The sequence below is a fragment of the Streptococcus sp. CCH5-D3 genome (assembly GCF_001556435.1).
GTDB lineage: Bacteria > Bacillota > Bacilli > Lactobacillales > Streptococcaceae > Streptococcus.
Genome location: NZ_LSIW01000094.1, coordinates 1 through 20,339 on the forward strand (window position 1 = coordinate 1; position 20,339 = coordinate 20,339).

Below are 20,339 nucleotides of genomic sequence, written 5' to 3' on the forward strand. Positions count from 1 at the left end.
TCCTACTTAACAAATACTAATCAAATGATATTTATCTATATTTTAATAAATAATAATTAAACAGGCTTTTGTATTTAAATGGCTTTGCACATAAAAAAATCAGAATTCCTATTAAAATTCTGATTTTTTATTTCTAATTCTATTTCTTAATGATTGACGGCTTCTTTCAACGCTTCAACCTTATCCAATTTTTCCCATGGAAGATCGATGTCAGTACGTCCCATGTGACCATAGGCCGCTGTTTGACGGTAAATAGGACGTTTAAGATCAAGCATTTGAATGATACCTGCAGGACGCAAGTCAAAGAGATCACGGACAGCAGCTTCAAGTTTGCTTTCAGCAACTTTAGCAGTTCCGAAGGTATCAACACGGACTGACACAGGGTTAGCAACACCGATAGCATAAGCCAATTGTACTTCTGCTTTCTTAGCAAGACCAGCAGCTACGATGTTTTTGGCAATGTAACGAGCCGCATATGAAGCTGAACGGTCAACCTTAGTGGCATCCTTACCTGAGAAGGCCCCACCACCGTGTCGTGAGTAGCCACCATAAGTATCAACAATGATCTTACGACCAGTCAAACCAGAGTCCCCTTGAGGTCCTCCAATAACAAAACGACCTGTTGGGTTGATAAAGAATTTTGTCTCGTCATCCAAGTATTTGGCTGGAATAACTGCTTTAATGACTTTTTCAATGACGTCTTGACGAATTTGATCATTAGTTGCTTCAGGATCGTGTTGCGTTGAGATAACGACTGTATCAACACGTACTGGTTGGTCATTCTCATCATACTCAACAGTAACCTGAGATTTAGCATCCGGACGAAGGTATGAAATCTCACCAGATTTACGCAAATCTGCCAATTTTTTAACCAATTTATGTGAAAGGCTAACTGGAAGTGGCATAAACTCTGGAGTTTCATCGATAGCAAAACCAAACATCAAACCTTGGTCACCAGCTCCGATAAGATCAAGTGGATCTTGGTCACCAGTTCCACGAACTTCAAGTGATTCATTGACACCTTGAGCAATGTCTGGAGATTGTTCGATCAATGATGGGTGAACCCCAACAGATTCTGCTGCAAAGCCGTATTCTGCATTGTTATAACCAATTTCAGCGATAGTATCACGAACCACACGGTTAATGTCCACATAAGCTGTTGTAGAAACTTCACCGAAAACGTGGACAGAACCAGTGTAGACAGCTGTTTCTGCTGCAACGTGTGCATCTGGATCCTCTGCTAAAATCGCATCAAGAATGGCATCTGAAATTTGGTCTGCAATTTTATCTGGATGCCCCTCAGATACAGATTCAGACGTGAAAAGTTTACGTTCTGACATATAAAATGTCCCCCTTTTAATATGAAAAATAGTATTAGATAGAACAGATTTGACCGTCTCCTAATAGGTAAAACGCTATACTCCTAATAGAGCTAGACGCCGTTAAAAAGTTACAAAGAACCAACAGCCAACCCTAGGATGACTGTTGCCTTATCGGGACTTAATAACTACCTTCCATTATATCATGTTTTTTCAGTCTAGTCATATAGTTATTTATTATCAAGCCTTATCAATAATTTATAGTGAGCATTTTACCATCTTTTGTATTATACTTAGGATATGAAAACTTATGAACACGTTTATGACATCTTATCGAAGAGTCCTGACTTTGTGACGGGAGAGAGTTTGGCAAAAAGCCTTGGTGTCTCACGGACAGCCATTTGGAAGGCAATCCAAACACTTCAAGAACAAGGAATTGACATTACAAGTGTACGGAAGAAAGGCTACTATTTAGAAAAGGGAGATATTCTTCTTCCTCAAGACATTTCTAAACAACTTAACATTCCAGTCTACTTTAATCCAGATTCTAACTCTACCCAACTTGATGCTAAACATGGCATGGAAAAGAATAATCCGACGCCCGCACTTTATCTGGCATCAAGTCAAAAAGCGGCCAAAGGACGATTTGATCGTCACTTCTTTGCCATTCCACAAGGTGGTATCTACATGAGTATCCACTTAAAGCCAAACTGTCATTTTGCCGACTTACCACCTTATACCATGATGGCGGCAGCAGCTATTGTCAAAGCGATCCAGCGTCTAACCGGTATCAATACAGAAATCAAATGGGTTAATGACATTTACCTCAACAACAAAAAAATGGCTGGTATCCTTACCGAAGCCATTAGTTCTATCGAATCTGGTCGCATCACAGATGTCATTATCGGGGTTGGGCTTAACTTCTCAATCAGTGATTTTCCTAAAGAGTTAGCCAATAAAGCCACTAGCCTTTTTACTTCTGAAAAACCAAGCATCACTCGAAACCAGCTTATTTCAGAAATTTGGAAGCTCTTTTTAACCATTCCAACTAGTGATTTGGTTAAAGTCTATAAAGAAAAGTCCCTCGTTTTAGACAAACAAGTGACCTTTGAACAAGCTGGAAAGACTTATACTGGTGTTGCTAAAGAAATTGGCGACAAGGGCCAACTTCTCGTTCTTACTGATGATGGTCAGGAAAAATGGCTGAGTGCTGGTGAAGTGAGCCTTACTTCTTGGTAGACTTGTCGGCTGCACGCGCAATGCGTGAAACAACATAGGTTGTCCAAAGACGACGAAACAATAAATAACCAAAAAAGGCTGTAAAAAAGTAATAGCCGTGCTGTAAACTGTAATTAAAACAAACCGTTTCAAAAATAGTTTCAAGCGTAATAAACAAAATTTGTGGAATCATAAGATTATTATATCAATAGATAGAGCCTAGGACAAGCAGTCTAGGCTCTTTTCATTTTTACAAGGATAAACCTTCCAAATATCAGCTTCAGCAATCAAACAAATAATACTGGGTTGCCTCTCTATCTAATTTCTAGACTTAGACCTAAAAAGGTCCACTGGAACTTCCTCGCTTTTTCATTTCTGGGCTCGGACCTAAAAAGGTCCACTGGAACTTTTTAGTCCTCTATTTCTACAACATCAGAGAGAAATTCAAGTTCTTGTGGGATATATTCTTCACGATCTTCTTTTTCTAATTCTTCCTTGGATTTGAGGCTTCGTGCAAATTCTGTTCGGAGTTTTTCAAATTCTGCTTTTGGCACAGCCATAATATTGGGTGAGAAACCGGCAGCTGAACTCATGATATTGCCAAACATATCATTGAGATCACTGCGTTTCATGACCTGTTCAGCATTGAAGGCAGCATTAAAAGCCAGGATGGCATTTTCCTGATTGGCCAATACAGGCTCAGATCCATTCAAAAGGGCCCTATTTTGTGGGCTAATAGAATCCAAGATTTCAGGCCAAGTTGCCTTTAGGGCATCCAGACATTGGCGTGATTTCTGCGGATTTTCCATGGTTTCACGCATAATAGTGAGAATCTTTTCACGATCCACCTTATACTGATAAGCAGGTTTGGCTTTTCGAGTTGGTACTCCTTCTCCTTGGACTTTACCCTCTTTAAGAGCTTTACGTAGGCCTTCTACTTCGCGACGAAGACTATCTAACTCTTCTTGTAAATTTCCTGGAATTTCTTGTGACATCTGACTATGGGTTTCTGACAATTTTATAGTTAGCATCTCCGCATAGATTTTAGGATGTGTTCCAGTTTTAATTTCTGGCAAGGCACTTGTAACCAAGTCAATCAATTGGAAAAGTCGGTCTTGCTCTAGAGAAAGGTTTTCTTCAAAAAGGGGACTATGATGACTGTTCTCTCCGCCCGCTTTGACAATCAAAAGATCACGGAAATACTCCAAGAGATCAGTCGCAAAACGGCTCATAGACTTACCATTATCAAAGAGGGTTTCGAGATTTGATAAAGCTTGCGTAGTATCTTGATTGCGAATGTTAGCGACGAAACTATCCAAGGCTGTCAAACCAATAGAACCAGTGATTTCTTCAGCTACGGTTTGGCTGACATGATTGTCAGGAGACAGACTCAGTGCTTGGTCTAAGATTGACAAAGCATCACGCATACCACCTTCTGCACGACGAGCAATAATAGTCAAAGCCTCATCATCAAAGGTCAGTCCTTCTTTTTCCAGAATTGAAGCCAAGTGCTCTTTAATCGCTCCCTGTTTGATCGATTTAAACTCAAAGCGTTGGACACGAGAAAGGATAGTTGCTGGAATCTTATGTAATTCAGTGGTCGCTAGAATAAAAACCACATTTTCAGTTGGTTCTTCCAAAGTCTTCAAAAGAGCATTGAAAGCACCTGTCGAGAGCATATGAACTTCGTCAATAATATAGACCTTGTAAGTCGCACGACTTGGGGCATAGGTCGATTTGTCACGAATTTCACGAATCTCATCAACACCATTATTGGATGCCGCATCAATCTCTATAACATCTTCGAGACTACCGTTTGTAATATCGCGACAAATATCACAGTGATTACATGGCTCCCCATCAACTTGATTAGGACAGTTCATAGCCTTGGCAAAGATTTTCGCCGCACTAGTTTTACCGGTACCACGCGGCCCAGAAAAGAGATAGGCATGGCTAATTTTCCCTGACTCTACCGCCTGTCTTAGCGTGGTTGAAATCACTTTTTGACCAACCATTTCGCCAAAGGTCTGACTACGGTATTTACGATATAAGGCTTGATACATTAGTTTACCTCAAACATTCCAAATGTAAGCTCGGTTTTCTCGAGTAGAATTTTGACAAATGCTTCAAGATAATCTTGGTCTACGTCGTTATAGTCTCCTACTTGGTGAGAATCCAAATCGAGAACACCAACTAATTTGCCATCTTTTACCATTGGTACAACAATTTCACTTCGAGCAGCGGAATCACAAGCGATGTAATTAGCGTGTTTGGTAACATCTTCGACAATTAAGGTTCTATTTTCTGCTGCAGACTGGCCACAAACACCCTTACCTAGGTCAATTCGAACACAAGAAACATTACCTTGAAAAGGGCCAAGGATTAACTCATTATTTATATTATCCATCAGGTAGAAGCCTGTAAACACAGAATTTGGTAGAGTTGTATTCAAGAGAGCCGAGGCATTAGAAAAGTTGGCCAGAGCATTGTCTTCATTGGCAAAAACTGCCTTAGCCTGAGCTAGCATTATTTCATAGGCTGATTTTTTTTCTTCGTTAGTCATAACTACCATTATATCAAAGATAGGTCCTTAAAACTAAGATTGACCTACCTTTTCTCCTTCCCTTTCATTTAAAAATAATTCAAGATCATGAATGACATTTTCAGGATATTCTGGACTAGAAATCTGATAAAACTTAACAGTCATCCGATTTCTGAACCAGGTTAATTGACGTTTAGCAAATCGACGCGTATTTTGCTTAAGTTTTTCCAAGGCTTCATCCAAGGTCTGATTCCCAGCAAAATAAGGAAACAACTCCTTATAGCCTATTCCACGAGCTGACTGGGCGTCAGGATAATTATCATAAAGCCACTTAGCCTCTTCCAAGAGTCCAAGTTCAACCATCTTGTCCACTCGTGTATTGATACGGTCATAAATCAAGGAGCGTTCATCATCTAATCCGATAAGAAAGGGCTCATAAGTCGTCTCAGTATTTTCAAGATTCTCCGAAAAACGATGAAGTTCAAGTGCTCTAGTGGCACGACGTCTGTTAATCTCCTTAATCTCAATACCCAAGTCATCGATTTTGTCAAAAAGTTCCTGATCAGATAATTGCTCTAATTCTGAGCGATAGGCTAAAACCTGTTTCTGGTCTACCTGTCCCCCTAGATGATACCCTTCTATAAGGCTTTGTAGATAGAGACCTGTTCCTCCTACTATAATAGGCAACTTACCACGACTAACAATATCAGTAATGGTAGCCTCAGCCTCTGTTACAAAATCATAGGCTGAATAAGACTCATCAACATCGCGAACATCAATCAGATGATGCACTGCTGCAGCCTGCTCTTCAGGAGTGGCCTTTGCGGTTCCTATATTCAATTGTCGGTAAACCTGCTGGCTATCTCCTGAAATAATTTCTCCATTAAAGCGCTGGGCCAATTTAATCCCAAGCGCCGTTTTTCCCACAGCAGTAGGTCCAGCCACTACAATAAGTTTGGTTTTCATAATGTTTTCACTTGCTATTCTAGATATTTTTTTAGATAATATAAGCATATTATAACATATACGGAGGATAGTCTCATGGCTAAAAAACATTCATTCGCTAAAGGTGTCGCTACTGGCGTTATCGGAACTGCTGCTACTGTAGCAGGTGCTGTCTTCGCAGTTAAGAAAACCATTATCGAACCAGAAGAAAAGAAATTGGCTTTCATCGAAGAAAACCGTAAAAAAGCAGCTCGCCGTCGTGTAAGCCGCTAAAACTAATGACCAGGGAAACCTGGTTTTTTACTGTAATTTTTACTCTTCATCTATGACTGAGAACGGAGCCAAATTTGAAAAGAAAAAAATATAATATCATTACCTTCTCTTTGCTAGCTTTCTTCCTTCTCTTTGGTTTTTTATCAAAACATTTAAAAGAACCTGTAAAGCCTGCAGCAAAAACACATCACATCTCTCACACCCTTTCATCAAAAAGTAGTTCATCTCATAAAAAAGAGAAGACCAAATCTTCAACTACTACTTCAAAAGAAGATGAAAAAAAAGATGCTAAAGACGAAAATAAAGATCAAGCATCTCCTTCAGTTCAAGGAGCAAATCAAAAACAAAACAACCAAACATCCCACCAAGATGGAAATCAAGAAAAGTCCAAGCCTGCTGAAGGTGGACGAGGTTGGGGCGGACCAGAAGATGGCTCCTATGTCACAAACGGAGGAGGCGGTGGTGGTCACGATGCAGCCTTCGCCGCAGGTGCTGGTGGAGGAAGCAATCACGCAAGATCAACCGATCAGAGCAATGAGTGGGTTGACGACGTTGATAACAATCCTTACGAGTACCCACAAGCTTCATCAAGTATAGATACAACTGCCAATTCCAATTAATGAGTTAACAGAATACTTAACATCATCTGTATTCTATTTTGAGCCCTAGTTAGGATTAATCCTGACTAGGGTTTTTCTTATAAAAAAACACCTATAGTTCAATAGGCGTCAAATAGATTTAGCTTAAATTTAGGGCAAAGTAGCTTAAAACCTTATCGTTACAAGCCCCAAAAGAACATAATGATAAAAAGATAAAAAAATGTGGACAAAATGCTTTAAAACCGCTTGGTTAAAGACTTAAAAATGTCCCCTGCCGGAATCGAACCAGCAACGACTCCTTAGGAGGGAGTTGTTATATCCATTTAACTAAGAGGACCTATGAAAAAATCTGCCACGAGGACAGATTTTTTATGTGAAATCTGTAAATTATTTACGGATTTCTTTGATACGTGCAGCTTTACCTTGCAAAGCACGCAAGTAGTAAAGTTTAGCACGGCGGACTTTACCGTAGCGTACAACTTCAATCTTTTCAACACGTGGAGTGTGGATTGGGAAAGTACGTTCTACACCGATACCGCTTGAAATTTTACGAACTGTGTACATTTCTGAGATCCCTTGACCTTTGCGTGAAATAACTACACCTTCAAAGATCTGGATACGTTCGCGAGTTCCTTCGACAACTTTCGCGTGAACGCGAACTGTGTCACCAGGACGGAATGATGGGATGTCAGTACGAAGTTGACCTTCTGTCAAACTTTGGATCAATGGATTCATTTTTATATACTCCTATCTTACTAATCTTAAGAGCAACTTCTGTGTCTCAGCGGATTAGCCGTTATTTTTGTGTGTCCATTACACACTCTTAGTATCTTATCAAAAAATTATCAGGATGTCTAGTATCTTATTGCATTTCTAGCATTTTTTGTTGTCCATATATGCTCGTCTTATGATTGATGAGATAAGCAAAAGACATGACAATCGCGTAAGGGACTGCATTAGCGGGACCAAAGACTTCAACGCCAATGAAAATAGGCGCTAAAAGGGTATTGGTACTGCTACCAAAGACAGATAGATAGCCTAGACCTGCTACAAGTGGAATTGGAAAGCCTAGAACTGGTGCTAAAACAGCACCAAGACTTGCTCCGATGGCAAACAAAGGAGTTACTTCCCCTCCTTGGAAACCAAGAGATAAGGTAAAGACGGTAAGGAGCAATTTCAAGAGCCAATCCAATGGATAAATGGTACCACCACCAACACTTAAAGCAATCAAATTCGTGCCAAGACCTGTATAGCGTCCCTTCCACAAAATCAAAAGAAGACAGGTTAAGACGACACTTCCTAATAGAACACGATAATAGGGATTTGGGAGCAGACTTGCCACTTTCTTTTTAGCTACTGATAAGAGATAAGCAAAGAGATTTCCTGCTAGACCAAAGACCAGACCTAAAAGAGCTAATTTAACAAAGGTCCCAAGGTTAATAGTCAAACTATCGGATACAAAGTGACTAAATTTTTCAAGACCTAAAAGGTGGCTTGTTGTACTAGCCACAAAAGATGCAATAAGAGTTGGTACTAAAATTGGAAGGCTTAACTGTCCCAGGATCAAGACCTCAAGAGCAAAGAAGGTCGCAGCGATTGGTGTTTGAAAGAGCCCTCCAAAACCAGCTGCCATCCCCATGGTCAAGAAAATGCGTGAAGCATTAGGGATCTTAAAATAGCGACTAAAAGCATGGGAAACTGTGGCTCCGAGCTGAACAGCAACTCCCTCACGACCTGCAGATCCCCCGAACAGGTGGGTCAGCCATGTGGTCACAGTCACAAGTGGAATTAACCTTAGGGGGACTTGATCCTCCTCATTATGTCCTACCTTGAAAATCAAGCCCATTCCCTGTGCTGCCTTGCCAGCAAGCTTTTGGTAAAGGTAAACTATCAAAAGGCCTGCTAAAGGAAGTGCTGGGACTAGATAAAAGATATGCTGGTCACGGTATTCCGAGAGTCCTATAAGCACGCGCCCAAAAACAGCATCAATCAGTCCAACCAGCACCCCTAACAAGATTGCATAAAGACTTAACATTACTAAATGTAAGTAAGAAAGACCTTGACTATCACTTAATTGTTTTACTTTCATTCTAGATACCTACTTTTTTCCAGCTTACTTGCTTGATAAATGCGTGAACGCTTCATAATATCCGCAAAACTTGCGACGATAGCTTCTTTATATTCGGGATTAAGGACACTAGCGCCTACCTTGTCTAACAGGGCCTGCTCTCGTTCGGGATCATAAATCGCCTTTCCGGTGCGTTGTTTATAAGCACTTACTCGAGTTACCAATTTCATACGTTCTTCCAACAAAGCCACAATCTCATTATCAACGGTGTCAATCTGTTGGCGAATCTCATTTAAGTCCATACTGACCTCCTTTTTTCTCTTCATTATAACAAAAATGACCTGAGGACAAAAGAGCCTCAAGCCATTGAATTGCTTATAAAAAGAGTTTTCTTACCTGACTGATATTACTTTCATTAACAACCAAATATAAGGTTGCTCCTGCTTTTAGACGTGTGTCTCCATGAACAACCTCAGACTGGTCTTGAAAAATCTGAGTGGAAATCAAAACCCCGTCAGGTAAGGTTAAATCCTTAACCAATCGACCAGCTAAACTATCTGTAACTGGTAAATCAATCATCGTCGGTATATTATCAACTTGTTTTGGTTCGTGGGCAATCAGATTGTGAAGCATGGCTTCATAGACGGGTTCTCCTCCCATGAAATCCATGACAAGATAGGCAATCAGGGTCACAACTCCAATTGTCATCAATTGGTGAAGGTCACCCACCATCTCAGTCACTAAAATCATAGCAGTTAGCGGTGCCTTGGATACCGCACCGAAATAACCAGCCATACCAAGAATGATAAAAATAGGGAACTGACTGACTTGTAAGAATCCTAGATTTTCAAAAGCTGCCGCAAAGACGCTACCAGAAAGAGCACCTAAAGTCAAAATCGGCAAGAAAATCCCACCAGGAAAACCTGAACCAAAGGACAACATACTCCAAATAAATCGAATGGCCAAATAGAGGATGGCCACAGTTAGAGCAGGATGTAAACCATTTAGGGCAAGAATCAATTCATTCCCACCACCTAAAAGATATGGAAAATAGAGGCCTATAGGAATGATAAACAGAACTGCCAGAAGGCCATGAAAATGAGATGGCAAGTGGAAAATTTTTCCTAACCCTTGGTAGACCTTACCAATACGTAAGACAACCCACTCATAACCGTATCCAAGCACACCTAGAAAAATCCCCAAGACAATAAGAATCCAATAATCTTTCAAAGGAAATACGGGTAATTTTTCTGTCATAGCAAGAACCGGAACCTGACCAAAGATCCGTAAGGAAACAGCATTAGCCACTAAAGATGCCGTTAAAGCTGTCACCCAAACATGACGCGAGAAATGATGATAGACTTCTTCGACAACAAACAAAAGACCGGCAATCGGGGCATTAAAGGCAGCCGATAACCCTGCTGCCGCTCCTGCAGCAATCAAGACGCGCTTTTCGCGTGCAGAGAGCTTGAGACTCTCAGCTAAGCCCTTAGCAGTCATGGCGCCTAGTTGAATACTAGGGCCCTCACGTCCCAGCATAAGTCCCATTGAAATCCCAAGAACTCCACCCAGGAACTTACGCCATAACACTGACCACCAAGACGGATGTAAGAGCCCCATCAGTTCCCCTTCAACATGGGGAATTCCTGAGCCCTTGATGTCTTTTTCCTGCTTAATAAGGTAACCAATAAAAAGTGCAATCAAGAGATTAACCAGGACAATTCCCAAAATCAGAAGTGGATTATGAAGGGCGTCTTTGTATATAGCTACAGAAAATGCGGCCCCTTTGGCAATTAACCAGCGAAAAAGGCTGACCACTGCTCCTGCCGTCCCCCCCACTAAGAGCCCTCGCCAAACGGACCAAAGGAGATGTTGAGATTGCGTCCTAAAATCTCTTTCTATTTCATTCATAAAAACTCCATTTTTGACTACAATAAAAGCAGACTTTACTCTGCTTTTTTTATGCTAATGCTTCTGAAATTTTTTCAGCGAAAACTTCGAGGTTCTCGATATCTTCATCTTCAGCAGAAAGATCAACCTTGACACTATCTGCTCCTTTAGTCGCCCCTGTGAAGGTGAATTGATTTTCAAATTCATCAACTGAGTGACAGAAATAATCGTAGAAAGTATCTCCTGAACCTACAACACCAAAGATTTTACCTGACAAATCGAGATCAGCCAAATCTTCGTAAAAGTCAACGATTTCATCTGGCAACTCACCATCACCATAAGTGTAAGTCGCTACAATACAGACGTCCGCATCTTCAAAATCAGCGGCATCAACCGTTGTACACTCGTCTACATCTACAGTGTGACCCAATTCTTCCAATTTTTTGGCAACGATATCTGCGATTTCTTCCGTGTTACCGGTCATACTGGCATAAACGATTTTTGCTAAAGCCATAATGTCCTCCAAAATAATAAATTAGCTATATTATATCATATTTCTTCAGAAAATAAATGACCTAATAACTCAAAAAACTGCCCTGATTGACAGTTTTAAATTGACATTAATTCTTCTTTTTAGACTTTTCTTAGGTGAGTGCGGACGCTAGCGACTTCCTTCGGAATTCCATAGCTAAGTTTTGAGCCTAGTGTCTCAAAACTTCCGAGTGCCTAAAGCTTTTAAACTTTAGGCACTTTTCTCACAACGAAAAGTCTTGTCTACAGCTCGTTCTGAAATTATTAAAGGAACTATCTCATTTCATCTACAGAAAATAGTCTATGTTTTGATAGCCAAGTCACTTGTTAGAGGAAACTAAAACTGCCCATCAGGACAGTTTTAGATTTTGTAAAAGTTCAAAATGTCGGTAGACTAGCCATAAGCCAACACCAACTAACAGAATGATAATCACTGCTCTCATGAGACCTCTAAGAAAAGTCAAGAGCCAAGTGAGAAGCATAGAGGTGATTAGCCAACTCCATCCAGAAGCACTGTAAAGAGTTTGAATACTCTCTATGGAATGACTAGTCAGCGTTTTTACCCAAGTGGGAATATAAATCCAAATGCCATCACCTGATAAGCCCAAACGATTGGCAATCATGGTTCCTGTTGTTTGCAACCAAGTAAAGACCCCAGCATTGAAAAGAAAAAGGAAGGTTTGCATGGGGTAACGTCTAGCAAGGCGTTTCAAATAGCGCATGACAGCCCCTCCTTAATTAGCATAAAGAGCATGGACCGTATCAATATCCACCTGTTGAATCCCGTAATAAGATCCAGCGGATTGCATAACGGATGTCTTAGAGTCATCATGATCTAAGCCAATAGCATGTCCCAATTCGTGTTCAGCCGTATTAACGATACGCTTGTGAGTATAACCAAAATCACTATTCAAGAGGAAGTAACGATTTAACTTTACATCCACATGAGTGATGCGATTGGTCAAAACATTGGTTTGACTATCTGCTAAACCTGCTGCCTGTGAATTCGCATCGGAATAGTCTGTCGCAACAATGTCAGCCGTTGAGGCATCATCAGTTAAAGTAAAGATGAAAGCACCCGTGTTATTCCAGTTGGTGATAGCTTCCTTATAGGCGGCTACCAAGGTTTCGTCTGTAGATTGTATATATATGCTAGCTGTATTTTGCGCCCATCTAGCTCCGTTAGACTCTGGAATAGTATCTGTCGTTGATAGGTTAGAGACAACTTTCTCAACGTCACTAGTACTGGTACCACTAAACCCTAGCTCTACTTGATGAAAGGCTTGGTTAATATTTGTGGCTAAGGTACTTGAAGAGTTATTGGCATAGTAGACGAGTCCATACCCAATGAGGGCTAGCACTAGGGCAAGTTTAAATATAGCCCAAATAAGATTCCAAATAAATTGTAAAAGAAGTTTAGGAATATAGAAGATTACTCTGAATAATTTTTTCATTATTGAGCCTCCTTTTCGAAACTTCCCTTAGTATATCAAGCTCTAATAGTTCTGACAAGTAAAAAATATCAATTTAAGCTTTTATCATCTCTTTGATAAGATGTTACAAACTTGACCTATTAAGACAAACGTTCTTCTTTAACGTAATCAATAGGTAACCATTCTAAGTAGGCTTCTAGTTGTTTTTCCCAATAATACCATTCATGTCTTCCATGGTCCGTGCGGTAGTCAATGTCCAAACCAAGAGCTTTCAAATCAGCTACTGCTTTGTTTTGAGAGTCAAAAAGGAAATCCTCAAGACCACACCAGGCAAAGAATTTGGTTTTCTTGTCATGTTGTTTGGCTAGATTGACCAGTTTATGCTGCACAATGTCTTTTCCTTCTAAATCTCCAAAGACACCTTGCCAGTATTCCTTAGACTCACTCGTTTCATCAGTAATCATCTCCACTGATAATCCAAGGGCACCAGAGAAGGAACCCGCACAAGCAAAGTTATTTGTCGTTAAGGCGAGTTTGAAAGACCCATAGCCGCCCATAGAAAGTCCAGCGATAAAAGTCTTTTCACGCTTCTTAGTCATACTTGGGAAGAAACGTTGCATGACTTGAGGAAGCTCCTTTGCAATGGCATCGTAATACTTAACACCGTATTTGGTATTTGTATACCATCCATTTTCAGAGTTAGGCATAATAACGATAAGATTAGTCTTACGAAGGAGACGCTGAATATTGGTACGAAAGGCCCAAGAATTATGATTGCCCCCCATGCCATGAAGGAGATAGAGAACCGGAATGTCCGTATCACTTTCCGTTTCAGCAATCTGGTCGCGGTCTGGATAAATGACATCTACTTGACGGTACTGTCCTAGAACATCTGAAGAGTATTCAATTTGAAAAAAAGCCATTGTATTTTCCTTTCTAAATGTCAGAAAAGCTGGGGTATCCCAGCTTCTGCTTTAAGAAGAAAATCTTGTTGAGATTTACCTCTATTTCGATGAATGCAAGCAAGACGCTCACACCCTTATTGTAACATCAATGATTAACGTACTTCCATGACTACCGGAAGAATCGCTGGGCGACGTTTAGTTTGGTCAAAGAGGAACTTAGCTACATCGTCTCGGACAGCCCCTTTAAGTTCACCCCAATCGAAGCTGTCTCCTGCCAAGTAATTTTCAACGGTAGCATTGACAATGTCAGCAGCCTCACGTAGAATGTCACGGCTCTTCTTAACATAGACGAACCCACGTGTATTCACACGCGCTTTAGAGACAATCTTACGTTCCTTCTTGTTCACAGTGATAGCTACGATAAAGATACCATCTTCAGACAAGACCTTGCGGTCACGAAGGACGATATTACCCACATCACCAATGGCATTACCGTCGATCATCACATCACCAGCTGGAACAGCTCCTTCATGAAGGAAACCTTGATCTTCAGACAAATGCATGATATCACCGCGTTTAACGATATAAATATTTTCTGGAAGAATACCAACTTCCAAGGCTAACTCTGCATGGGCTTGAAGGTCACGGTACTCACCTTGGACAGGGAAGAGATACTGTGGACGAAGGAGATTAATCATCAATTGAAGTTCACGAGCATTGGCATGTCCAGATACACGAAGGCTCTGCGTAATCATCTTAACAGTTCCACCAGCCTTATAGATAGCGTTGTTGACACGTGCCACTACAGCTTCTTTAGCAATGCTTGGAGTTGTTACGATATAAACCAGATCTCCATCCTTAATTTGAACGTAACGGTGACGACCAACAGCCATCTTTTGGAGACCATCGATTGGTTCACCCATACGACCATTTTCAAGGATAATCAACTCGTGGTCTTCAAACTTGTTCATGTCTTTTGGTTTGACAATAAGTTTTTCATGCTCCACAGTCAATTTTTTGAGACGAATGGCTGTGCGGACAATATTTTCAACGTCAAAACCAGTAAGAACAACGCGACGTCCATGATCAGCAGCTGAATCGAAGACTTGTTGAATACGTACCAAGTTTGAGGCAACTGCAGCAACAATAACACGTCCTTCTGCATCGGCAATGACTTGGTCAATTTCTTGACCAACTTCTGCTTCCGAAGCTGTTTGTTCAGTACTTGTCGCATTTGCTGAGTCTGACAAGAGGGCCAAAACACCTTCGCGTCCGATTTCAGCCAAACGACCTAAATCAGTTTTGTAGTAAGGACGGGCAGCTTGGTCAAATTTGAAGTCACCAGTATAGACAATATTACCTTGGTCAGTTCCAAGAACAATCCCCATTGATTCTGGAATAGAGTGCGTTGTTTTGAAGAATGAAACTTCAGCATTCTCAAATTCAATTTCAGTTTCTGCGTCAATAACATGGAAATTATTGAATTTCTTAACGCCAGCATTCTTCACAAAAAGCTTAGCCAACTCAATTGTGAGTGATGATCCAAAAACTGGTGCTTTGACTTCTTGTAAGATATAAGGTAGGGCACCAATGGCATCGGCATGTCCATGCGTCAAGAAAATCCCTTCGATACGATCTCTATTTTCAATCAAGTAATCTAAGTTAGGAATGACAAAGTCAACACCTAGTTGTTCATTTTCAGGATACTTTAGACCAGCATCCAAGATAAAGATAGAGTCGTTAATCTCAACAATATAGAGGTTCTTAGCATTTTCACGTACTCCACCTAGGGCAATAATTTTAATATCGCTCATGCTTGTTTTTCTCCTTTTTAGTTTGACTCTCTTCTAGAGCCTATTTTTACAGACGGTCCAAGAAGCTGAACGTTCGTGCGAACAGTCTCCTTGTCGATTTACAGGCCACAACAAAAAGTTGCATACTCTTTAAGTATACAACTTTTTAGCTTATTTTACAATTTAGAGTCAGACGAGAGTTACTCAAACATAGCGTAGTAGTCTGTGATATCCAATTGACCTTTTTCTTCCTTGGTAAGGTCTTTAATGATTTGACCATCCTTCATAACGATAAGACGATTTCCGTATTTAAGGGCATCTTCCATATGGTGAGTAATCATCAAGGCTGTCAAGTGGTCACCCGTCACAAACTCATCGGTCAACTCCATGAGAGCCACACTTGTCTTAGGATCCAAGGCTGCGGTGTGTTCGTCTAAGAGCAAGAGCTCAGGACGTTTAAGTGTCGCCATCAAAAGACTGAGTGCCTGACGCTGACCCCCTGAGAGGAGACCTGCTGGTGTATCTAAGTGTTTTTCTAAACCATTACTGATACGTTCAATCAGACCTTGAAATTCCTCTGTGTAGAGATGAATTTGGCGTGATTTAAGACCTCGTTTTTCGCCACGGTATTTGGCAATCAAAAGATTTTCTGCAACCGTCATACGAGGAGCTGTTCCCATTTTAGGATCTTGGAAGACCCGTGAGAGGTACTTGGCACGTTTCTCAGCAGGCAGAGCCGTAACATCCTCACCCATGATAAAAATATGACCACTGGTCAACATGAGGGTCCCTGCAATGACATTGAAGAGGGTTGATTTTCCGGCACCATTTCCACCAAGAATGGTAATAAAATCACCTTCTCTAATGGTAAGATTGACATGGTCCAGGATGGTTTTTTCGGTATCAAAACCATTATTAACCTTAACAGTCGCATCTTTAAGTTCTACAATAGCTGTCATCGTGATAAGGTCACCCCCTTAAAGAATTTTCGGCGTAGGACAGGCGAGATCAAGCAAATAGCCAGAACGATCGCACTAAAGAGTTTGAGGTAGTTCGTGTTAAAGCCAAGAGCGATAACTGCTGTCAAAAGGAACTGATAGAGGATTGAACCAATACAGATGGCAATCAAACGTTCCAACAGAGTCAAGTTAGTCGCATAGAGGACCTCACCAATGATGATGCTGGCAAGACCAATGACGATAACACCAATACCTTTAGAAACATCGGCATAACCGTCCTGTTGGCTAATCAAGGCTCCTGAGAGGGCAATGATACCGTTTGAGATAACAAGACCCATCACTTCCATATTGTCTGTGTTGATACCAAAAGATTTAGCCATGTCTCTATTATCACCTGTGGCAATATATGCTTGACCTAGGCGCGTGTTAAGAAAGGCAATCAAGGCAGTGATAACAATGGTTACAGCAATGAGACCAACAATCAAGAGGTTGTAGTCCTTGCTGAAAGGAAGTAAATCTTGAATAGTCTTAATATCAAGAAGTCCTAGGTTGGCCCTTCCCATAATCATAAGCATGACTGAGTTAAGAGAAGTCATGACCAAAATCCCTGCCAAAATAGTAGGAATTTCTCCCTTAGTATAGAGGAGACCAGTCACAAGTCCAGCACCACAGCCGGCCAAAACAGCAACCAAGGTTGCTAAAATTGGGTTCCAACCAAAGTTCATAAGAGTTACTGCTACTGCCCCACCTAAGGGGAAGGAACCTTCTGTCGTTAAATCAGGAAAATCCAAGATACGGAAAGTCATGTAAATCCCAAGACCTAAGATTCCGTATAGAAGACCCTGATAAATAGATGAAATAATCATAAGTCCTCCTTATTTATCAGCTTTAACAGCAATGTCTGACTGCTTAAGCACATCGTCAGGGATGGTGATGTTGAGGTCTTGAGCAACTTTAAGGTTGAGCGTTGGAGTACCATCATCAATAACATCAACTGGAACATCCTTAACTTTCTTACCTTTAAGAACCTTAACAGCACTACGAGCTGTGGCTTTTCCAAGTTCATACTGGCTTTGAGCTACAGAGGCCAAACCGCCTTCTTTCACCATAGTATCAACTGTCGTATAAACTGGAATCTTAGCTTGGTTGGCTGATGAGATTACTGTTGAAAAGGCTGAAGCAATAGTATTATCTTGAGGCGTCCAGATGGCATCTACTTTACCAGTCATGACTGACATGGTTGTATTGATTTCATTGGTTGACGGTACGGCGTACTCGACCACATTTAGGCCATCTTTTTCAGCGAATTTCTTAAAGCTCTCAACCTGTGATTTGGAATTATCCTCGCTTGAAGCGTAGAGAATACCAATTGTCTTAGCATTTGGTGTCAATGATTTGACCAATTCCACTGTCTGCTTAATCGGCACTTGGTTAGAGGTACCAGTGACATTGCCTTCTGGATGCTTGAGGTCCTTAACCAATTTGGCCCCAACAGGGTCTGAGATAGCTCCCATAATGACTGGAATGTCCTTGGTAGCTGCCGCTAGTCCTTGTGCTGCTGGCGTTGCAATACCGATAACGACATCATTCTTGTCATTGACCAATTGTTTAGACATGGTTTGAATTTTAGACTGGTCTCCTTCGGCATTTAGGAGGGTGATTTTAACCTTATCTCCCTTATAACCAGCTTCCTTAAGACCATCCTCAATTCCCTTCTCGATTTGATCCAGGGCATCGTGAGTCACGAACTGGAGGATTCCTACTTTGACGACCTTATTAGCATCTTGGTGCTCTTTTTTGAAAAGATCTGTACCAATAGAACCGATCGTCAAGATAGCTAAGAAAACCAAAGTCCAAATTAAACGCTTGTTTTTCATATGTGTCTCCTTCTATAAATTCTTCCTTTCTATTGTAAGTCATTTTCAGTCAATTAGCAATATTCTTAATTTATAAAAATTACCTTGCTCAAAGAAAAAGAATCAGAACACGATGTCTGATTCTTTTTCCTATTATTACTGATATTGTGCCAAATCTAGCTTCATGATATAAAAGTAAAGGTCGCCATATTGTCCTTTGTAGCCAATATCATGTCCGTTTATGGTCACCTTAGTGACTGGCGTTGAATCCGGTAAGGCAATCCAACAAGCTTGCTGTGCTCTGACAAATTCATTGTAATCTTCAAAAGAAGTGTGTTTTTCTTGCTTTGCAGTATTTAAATAAGTTACTTCAATCATCGAGGGACCTCCTTTTAATCCTTTAATTAAAGTCTAGATTACGCTTCCTAGTGAGTAAAGTCAATCATGACGACTTAAAAAAATTAGCAGGCTAGCCCATACAAATAGACCCCATGGCAAATGCCATGAGGTCTATTTTAATTGGAATCTGGATTCTTAATGTCCTATACGACCGTTAAATCATTTTAACGTTTGCGTCGTTTTCCGCCATAGAGTCCAAATCCAGCTAGAAGACTTGCCAAACCAAAGATTGCAAGGTTTGAATCCTCACTACCAGTTTCTGGAAGTTGAGCTGTCTTATCACTTGGATTGATAAAGTGAGCTTCTTCTTTTGTTTCTGGAAGTACTGGAGCCTTAGGCTCTTCTGTTTGTGGAGCTGGCTGTGGCTCTGGTGTCGGAGTTGTATCCGGCACTGGTGTTGGAGTCACAATTTGTTTGTAGATGTGTTGAGTATTACCATTTTCATCTACAATTGTCTTCACAAATTCATAACCTGGGATTTCTTTCTTAGGTTGTTGGCCATCTTCTGTTGGATAACCAGGGATTGGCGTACCATTTTCATCAACGTATGACGTCGTTACTTGCTCGTAGACATGTTCGATATCACCATTAGGTAATTTCTTAGTTTCTACGAAGCGGTAACCTGGAATTTCAGCTTTTGGCTGTTCACCATCAACTGTAGGATATCCTGGGATTTCCTTACCTTCTTTATCAACAAACTTAGTGATTGGAAGAACAGTTGGTGTGTAAGTTGCGGAAGCTTTTGTTCCGTTCACATCTTCACGAACTACTGTCACTGTTGGTGCAGTACCGGTAAATTCAGGTTCTGGTGTGAAGGTTACTGTTCCGTCTGCTGCCACTGTGTAAGTTCCTACACCTGCAACAGTCTTAGTTGTTGAGCCATCTTCAAAGGTAGCTGGTACTTGGTTATTCATTGGTACACGGCTATCGCCCTCAGTGAAGCTTGGCTTACCTGTTTGCGTTTGACCCTTATTACCAATTGAAGTAACTGATTCTGCAGTTGGTGTAACTGGAGTTACGGTTGGTGTATAGGTAGCTGTAATGGCTGTACCATTCTTATCAACACGTTTCACGGTCACACCTGTACCTGTTCCGGTGAATGCTTTTTCTGGGACGAAGGTTACAGTTCCATCTGGAGCAACTGTGTAAGTTCCTTCACCTGGAATAACTTTAGTTGTTGAGCCGTCTTCAAAGGTAGCAGGCACATCATCATCCATTGGGACACTTGGGTTACCAGGCGTGAAGCTTGGTTTACCTGTTTGCGTTTGACCTTGGATATCTGTAGATGTTGCTGGTTCCGCTGTTGGAGTAACTGGAGTTACTGTTGGCGTGTAGGTTGCAGAGGCTTTTGTTCCATTCACATCTTCACGAACCACTGTTACTGCTGGTGCAGTTCCGACAAATGATTTCTCTGGTACGAAAGTTACTGTTCCGTCTGGGGCTACAGTATAAGTACCAACGCCTTCAACTGTCTTCGTAGTTGAACCATCGTCAAATGTTGCTGGAACATCGTCATTCATTGGTACACGGCTGTCACCTTCGGTGAATACAGGTTTACCAGTTTGTGTAGCACCTTGGATATCTGTTGATGTTGTTGGTTCAGCAGTTG

22 protein-coding genes and 1 tRNA gene are annotated in these 20,339 nt (G+C 41.0%); 3 read left to right on the top strand and 20 right to left on the bottom strand.

Annotated elements, in window-relative coordinates:
• Positions 1 to 146: 146 nt before the first annotated feature.
• A complete protein-coding gene (gene metK / locus AX662_RS06185) occupies positions 147 to 1,340 on the bottom strand; it encodes a methionine adenosyltransferase (RefSeq protein ID WP_060971926.1) in 1,194 nt (397 codons plus the stop codon).
• A 279-nt stretch (positions 1,341 to 1,619) separates the two neighbouring features.
• Between metK and birA the strand changes: the two genes are divergently transcribed.
• A complete protein-coding gene (gene birA / locus AX662_RS06190; protein ID WP_004182623.1) occupies positions 1,620 to 2,558 on the top strand; it encodes a bifunctional biotin--[acetyl-CoA-carboxylase] ligase/biotin operon repressor BirA in 939 nt (312 codons plus the stop codon).
• Here the strand turns inward: birA and AX662_RS06195 are convergent.
• The 4 genes from AX662_RS06195 to miaA all read right to left on the bottom strand — a co-directional run bounded on the left by AX662_RS06195 (position 2,545) and on the right by miaA (position 6,045).
• Positions 2,545 to 2,730, bottom strand: a complete 186-nt coding sequence (locus tag AX662_RS06195; RefSeq protein WP_004182624.1) for a DUF3272 family protein — start codon at positions 2,728 to 2,730, stop codon at positions 2,545 to 2,547. The genes birA and AX662_RS06195 overlap by 14 nt on opposite strands.
• A 217-nt stretch (positions 2,731 to 2,947) precedes the next feature.
• Complete coding sequence (gene dnaX / locus AX662_RS06200; RefSeq protein WP_060971927.1) at positions 2,948 to 4,600, bottom strand: DNA polymerase III subunit gamma/tau; 1,653 nt, start codon at positions 4,598 to 4,600, stop codon at positions 2,948 to 2,950.
• Positions 4,600 to 5,100 (bottom strand): GAF domain-containing protein, encoded by a 501-nt coding sequence (locus AX662_RS06205; protein WP_286009532.1) that lies wholly within the window; start codon positions 5,098 to 5,100, stop codon positions 4,600 to 4,602. Before AX662_RS06205 ends, dnaX begins: the two co-directional genes overlap by 1 nt.
• Positions 5,101 to 5,133: 33 nt before the next feature.
• On the bottom strand, positions 5,134 to 6,045 hold the full coding sequence (gene miaA, locus AX662_RS06210) for a tRNA (adenosine(37)-N6)-dimethylallyltransferase MiaA (RefSeq protein ID WP_004182627.1): 912 nt from the start codon (positions 6,043 to 6,045) through the stop codon (positions 5,134 to 5,136).
• Between the two features lie 75 nt (positions 6,046 to 6,120).
• On the opposite strand from miaA, the gene AX662_RS10370 reads away from it, so the two are divergent.
• Positions 6,121 to 6,297, top strand: coding sequence for a DUF3042 family protein (locus AX662_RS10370; RefSeq protein ID WP_002883513.1), 177 nt, complete (start codon positions 6,121 to 6,123; stop codon positions 6,295 to 6,297).
• Between the two features lie 74 nt (positions 6,298 to 6,371).
• A complete protein-coding gene (locus tag AX662_RS06215; protein ID WP_004182628.1) occupies positions 6,372 to 6,917 on the top strand; it encodes a hypothetical protein in 546 nt (181 codons plus the stop codon).
• Between the two features lie 244 nt (positions 6,918 to 7,161).
• Here AX662_RS06215 and AX662_RS06220 read toward each other — a convergent pair.
• The 15 genes from AX662_RS06220 to AX662_RS06290 form a co-directional block, all read right to left on the bottom strand.
• Positions 7,162 to 7,233, bottom strand: a tRNA-Arg gene (locus tag AX662_RS06220).
• A 50-nt stretch (positions 7,234 to 7,283) separates the two neighbouring features.
• Positions 7,284 to 7,631 (bottom strand): 50S ribosomal protein L19, encoded by a 348-nt coding sequence (gene rplS / locus AX662_RS06225; protein WP_002883489.1) that lies wholly within the window; start codon positions 7,629 to 7,631, stop codon positions 7,284 to 7,286.
• A 127-nt stretch (positions 7,632 to 7,758) separates the two neighbouring features.
• On the bottom strand, positions 7,759 to 8,985 hold the full coding sequence (locus AX662_RS06230; RefSeq protein WP_060971928.1) for a voltage-gated chloride channel family protein: 1,227 nt from the start codon (positions 8,983 to 8,985) through the stop codon (positions 7,759 to 7,761).
• A complete protein-coding gene (locus tag AX662_RS06235) occupies positions 8,982 to 9,266 on the bottom strand; it encodes a chorismate mutase (RefSeq protein WP_021144287.1) in 285 nt (94 codons plus the stop codon). The genes AX662_RS06230 and AX662_RS06235 overlap by 4 nt, the downstream gene beginning before the upstream one ends.
• A 73-nt stretch (positions 9,267 to 9,339) precedes the next feature.
• Positions 9,340 to 10,875: a ClC family H(+)/Cl(-) exchange transporter gene (locus AX662_RS06240; RefSeq protein WP_037600186.1), complete on the bottom strand. Its 1,536-nt coding sequence runs from the start codon at positions 10,873 to 10,875 to the stop codon at positions 9,340 to 9,342.
• A 49-nt stretch (positions 10,876 to 10,924) separates the two neighbouring features.
• Positions 10,925 to 11,368, bottom strand: coding sequence for a flavodoxin (locus AX662_RS06245; protein WP_060971929.1), 444 nt, complete (start codon positions 11,366 to 11,368; stop codon positions 10,925 to 10,927).
• 367 nt (positions 11,369 to 11,735) lie between these two features.
• Positions 11,736 to 12,107: a hypothetical protein gene (locus AX662_RS06250; protein ID WP_037600183.1), complete on the bottom strand. Its 372-nt coding sequence runs from the start codon at positions 12,105 to 12,107 to the stop codon at positions 11,736 to 11,738.
• Between the two features lie 12 nt (positions 12,108 to 12,119).
• The gene (locus AX662_RS06255) at positions 12,120 to 12,839 is read right to left on the bottom strand and encodes a matrixin family metalloprotease (RefSeq protein WP_002890801.1); all 720 of its coding nucleotides are present in this window, start codon (positions 12,837 to 12,839) and stop codon (positions 12,120 to 12,122) included.
• Positions 12,840 to 12,958: 119 nt separating this feature from the next.
• Positions 12,959 to 13,741, bottom strand: coding sequence for an alpha/beta hydrolase (locus tag AX662_RS06260; protein WP_060971930.1), 783 nt, complete (start codon positions 13,739 to 13,741; stop codon positions 12,959 to 12,961).
• A gap of 134 nt (positions 13,742 to 13,875) precedes the next feature.
• Entirely contained in the window at positions 13,876 to 15,537 is a 1,662-nt protein-coding gene (locus tag AX662_RS06265) for a ribonuclease J (RefSeq protein WP_060971931.1), read from the bottom strand.
• A 179-nt stretch (positions 15,538 to 15,716) separates the two neighbouring features.
• Positions 15,717 to 16,475, bottom strand: coding sequence for an ABC transporter ATP-binding protein (locus AX662_RS06270; RefSeq protein ID WP_037600160.1), 759 nt, complete (start codon positions 16,473 to 16,475; stop codon positions 15,717 to 15,719).
• Positions 16,472 to 17,341 (bottom strand): ABC transporter permease, encoded by an 870-nt coding sequence (locus AX662_RS06275; RefSeq protein ID WP_002883493.1) that lies wholly within the window; start codon positions 17,339 to 17,341, stop codon positions 16,472 to 16,474. Before AX662_RS06275 ends, AX662_RS06270 begins: the two co-directional genes overlap by 4 nt.
• 9 nt (positions 17,342 to 17,350) lie before the next feature.
• Positions 17,351 to 18,352: a tryptophan ABC transporter substrate-binding protein gene (gene trpX, locus AX662_RS06280; RefSeq protein ID WP_060971932.1), complete on the bottom strand. Its 1,002-nt coding sequence runs from the start codon at positions 18,350 to 18,352 to the stop codon at positions 17,351 to 17,353.
• Positions 18,353 to 18,487: 135 nt separating this feature from the next.
• A complete protein-coding gene (locus AX662_RS06285; RefSeq protein WP_002890796.1) occupies positions 18,488 to 18,709 on the bottom strand; it encodes a DUF4649 family protein in 222 nt (73 codons plus the stop codon).
• A gap of 185 nt (positions 18,710 to 18,894) precedes the next feature.
• Positions 18,895 to 20,339 (bottom strand): LPXTG cell wall anchor domain-containing protein (locus AX662_RS06290; RefSeq protein WP_156430696.1); only part of this gene is annotated, 1,445 nt, incomplete at its 5' end.